The sequence below is a fragment of the Streptomyces sp. NPDC054840 genome (assembly GCF_053611065.1).
The window spans coordinates 1-3168 of sequence record NZ_JBSGZP010000781.1 but is presented as its reverse complement, the minus strand read 5'-3'; the positions used below and the strand labels follow the sequence as shown (position 1 = coordinate 3168).

The following is a 3168-nucleotide window of genomic DNA, read 5'->3' as shown; positions in this document are numbered from 1 at the left end:
GGGGCGGGCCCTCGCGTCATACCCGGTCCCGGCCGTGTCCGGGACCTCCTGCGGCTCCTGCGGCGCTTGCCCCTACTGCCGGGGGAGCGGCTTGCCGGTGGTCGCGTCGAGCACCTTCCGGTCGCCCAGCGGCTGCTGCAGCGACACCGTCAAGGACATCTCCTCCGCCAGCATGATGCACGCCTGACCCGGCTTGTTCGGCGTATCCGTGATCTTCACCAGGACCGTGTCCCCCTGCTCCCGTGCCTCCACGGCGTAGGTGCTGCACACGCTGCCCCAGAAGTTCACGGTCAGCTTCCGGTCGGCCTCCGCGTACGAGAATCCGGGCACGGTACGACCGTCCTTCGGGCCGGGGGTGCCCTCCTGGGCCGCCGCCGCGGGCTGGGCCACCGTGTGGCCCGGCGCGCCGCCCTGGCCCGCCACCTCGAAAAGCCACGCCGGCACCAGACCCTGCGCCCCGTTCACCGTGCCGGGAACCAGCCCGAGCACGGCCCCCTTCACCGTCTCCGTCCGCGGGGGCTTCATCGGCCGCGGCTCCGGGTTGCACGGCACCGTGTCGGTGGCCGACACCGGGGTGTCCGCCGCCAGCGGGACCGCGCTCGCGCACCCGCTCGGCTCGGGCTCGCCCCCGCCGCCCGACTTCGCGTTCAGCCGGGCCAGCGCCTCCACCGCCCCGACCACCGGCTGCTCGGCAGCCCGTACGGGCGCCTTCAGCTCCCCATTGCCCCCCACCACGGAACCGTCGGAACCCACACTGACCTTCGTGGACCAGCCCTGCGTGGGCAGCCCGCCGACCACCGGGTCGGCGGCCACCACACGTACCGAACCCTGGTTCATCCGGGCGTCCTGCTGGGCCCCCGCCACCCCGGCCGCGGCCAGTACGGGGGCCGCGGCGGCCTTGGCGGCCTCCTCCGACACCGGCTTGCCCGTCTCGGCCCCACCGCCCGCGCTCCCGCCGCCGAGGTCACGGGGGAGGGTGGCCGGGCCGCAGGTGTCCTTGCCGCGCACGCAGTCGTCCCCGGCGCCGTTGCCGTTGCCCGGCGCCTGGAAACGGGCGTAGTTCCACGTCCCCGGCGCCGTACGGGTCACCGTGAGCCGGGGCCCGGAGCCGTCGGCGGCCTCCCCGGCCAGCCAGACGTCCCCGCTCAGCCGCGGCTCGCCCGGCAGGCCCAGAGCCGCCGCGAGGCGGGCCACCTCCGCCGAGGTGACCTCGCCGGACAGCGCGTAGGTCGGCGCGTTCGCCGGGGCCTCCGGAAGCTTCACGTCGGCCCGGTAGACCACCCCGCCGCCGGACGGGTCGGGCTCCCCGGGCGCGATGCCCGGACCCGAGGGGTCTCCCGCGTCACGGGGCGCGGAAGCCGCGCTGTCGGCCTTACGGTGGCCCGGCCCACCGTCGCCGTACGCGGTCGACGCCCAGTACGCGGTGCCGCCGCCCGCGAGCAGGACGGCGGCCGCGATCGAGCCCACGGCCCAGGCGGGCCGCCGCCGTGTGTCGCGTGATGTGTCGTCGGGTCGTTCGCTGGTCACCGCATCGCTCCTTCGCCGGTCCGTCGTACCTGACGGGGGTGTGACGGGGCGGGAGCGCAACCGGTTCCCTCCTACTGATCCCCGTACACGGACGTGGAGGCGATCAGCCGCGCCGAGGCCGGCGGGACGCTGATCCCGTGGATCTGCGAAGGAGCCACGGGGACCGGCCGGGGGCCCGCCGGGGCCGGCCAGTGCGGCGCCATCCGGGCACAGTCACCCAGCAGACGGGAGAAACCGGCCTGCCGTGGGGCTTCCGCGCCGCGCCCGTCGGCGGTGTACTCGCAGGAGACGAAACCGTCGGTAGAGGTCATGGAGGCACCGTAGGCATCGGATCTCGCGCGAAGAAAGACCTACTAAGGGGTAGTTTCCGGGGTACAGCCTGGGGCCGCTCACCGGGTAGTTTTGACTGTCCCTCGCCGTCCTCAGCAGGAGCGTCCACGCCGTGCGCATCGCAGTCACCGGCTCCATCGCCACCGACCACCTCATGACCTTCCCCGGCCGTTTCGCCGACCAGCTGGTCGCGGACCAGCTGCACACGGTCTCCCTCTCCTTCCTCGTCGACAACCTCGACGTCCGGCGGGGAGGGGTCGGCCCGAACATCTGCTTCGGTATGGGGCAGCTCGGCAGCCGCCCGATCCTCGTCGGAGCCGCCGGCTCCGACTTCGACGAGTACCGCGCCTGGCTGGACCGGCACGGCGTCGACACCGAGTCCGTCCGGATCTCCGAGGTCCTGCACACCGCGCGCTTCGTGTGCACCACGGACTCCGACCACAACCAGATCGGCTCCTTCTACACGGGCGCGATGAGCGAGGCCCGGCTGATCGAGCTGAAGGCCGTCGCCGACCGGGTGGGCGGGCTCGACCTCGTCCTCATCGGCGCCGACGACCCCGAGGCGATGCTGCGCCACACGGAGGAGTGCCGCACGCGCGGGATCCCCTTCGCCGCGGACTTCTCGCAGCAGATCGCCCGGATGGACGGCGACAACATCCGCACCCTGATGGAGGGCGCGACCTTCCTCTTCTCGAACGAGTACGAGAAGGGCCTCATCGAGTCGAAGTCCGGCTGGACCGACGCGGAGATCCTGGCGAAGGTCGGCACCCGCGTGACGACGCTGGGCTCCAACGGCGTCAGGATCGAGCGCGTCGGCGAGGCCCCGATCGTGGTCGGCTGCCCCGAGGAGAACGCGAAGGTCGACCCGACGGGTGTCGGCGACGCGTTCCGCGCCGGCTTCCTGACCGGTCTGGGCTGGGGCGTCGGACTGGAGCGCGCGGCACAGCTGGGCTGCATGCTCGCGACGCTGGTCATCGAGACCCTGGGCACCCAGGAGTACGCCCTGGCCCGAGCCCACTTCATGGAGCGCTTCACCAAGGCCTACGGCGAGGAGGCCGCGGAAGAGGTCCGCGCCCACCTCGCCTGACGGCCGCGGCATCGCCCGGGCGGTGGGGGTCCAGCCCCCGCCGCCCCTGGGCTCCGCCCCCGGCTCCCCCGCCGTGTTCAGGCCGCGCCGGGCGTGTTCCCGCCCCGGCCGGGCACATCCAGCCTCGCCGGCGTTCGAGCAGGGGGCACCTCCCCGTGGTAGCTGGGGGAGGGTCCGGGCGGAGCCCGGTGCCCGGCCGAGCCGGGTTTCCTGGGGCTCCGCCC

General features: G+C 73.9%; 3 protein-coding genes. 1 reads left to right on the top strand and 2 read right to left on the bottom strand.

Annotation, left to right across the window (positions count from 1 at the left end; genetic code table 11):
* Positions 1-72: 72 nt before the first annotated feature.
* Both ACWGIU_RS33930 and ACWGIU_RS33925 read right to left on the bottom strand, forming a co-directional pair.
* Positions 73-1527, bottom strand: a complete 1455-nt coding sequence (locus ACWGIU_RS33930; RefSeq protein WP_453711944.1) for a hypothetical protein — start codon at positions 1525-1527, stop codon at positions 73-75.
* A 71-nt stretch (positions 1528-1598) separates the two neighbouring features.
* The gene (locus tag ACWGIU_RS33925; RefSeq protein WP_453711943.1) at positions 1599-1838 is read right to left on the bottom strand and encodes a hypothetical protein; all 240 of its coding nucleotides are present in this window, start codon (positions 1836-1838) and stop codon (positions 1599-1601) included.
* A 131-nt stretch (positions 1839-1969) separates the two neighbouring features.
* On the opposite strand from ACWGIU_RS33925, the gene ACWGIU_RS33920 reads away from it, so the two are divergent.
* On the top strand, positions 1970-2944 hold the full coding sequence (locus ACWGIU_RS33920; RefSeq protein ID WP_453711942.1) for a carbohydrate kinase family protein: 975 nt from the start codon (positions 1970-1972) through the stop codon (positions 2942-2944).
* Positions 2945-3168: the final 224 nt, after the last annotated feature.

Bases quoted from the DNA above. Each gene is read 5' to 3' on its own strand.
- ACWGIU_RS33925 (WP_453711943.1), bottom strand. From the start codon at position 1,838: ATGACCTCTACCGACGGTTTCGTCTCCTGCGAGTACACCGCCGACGGG.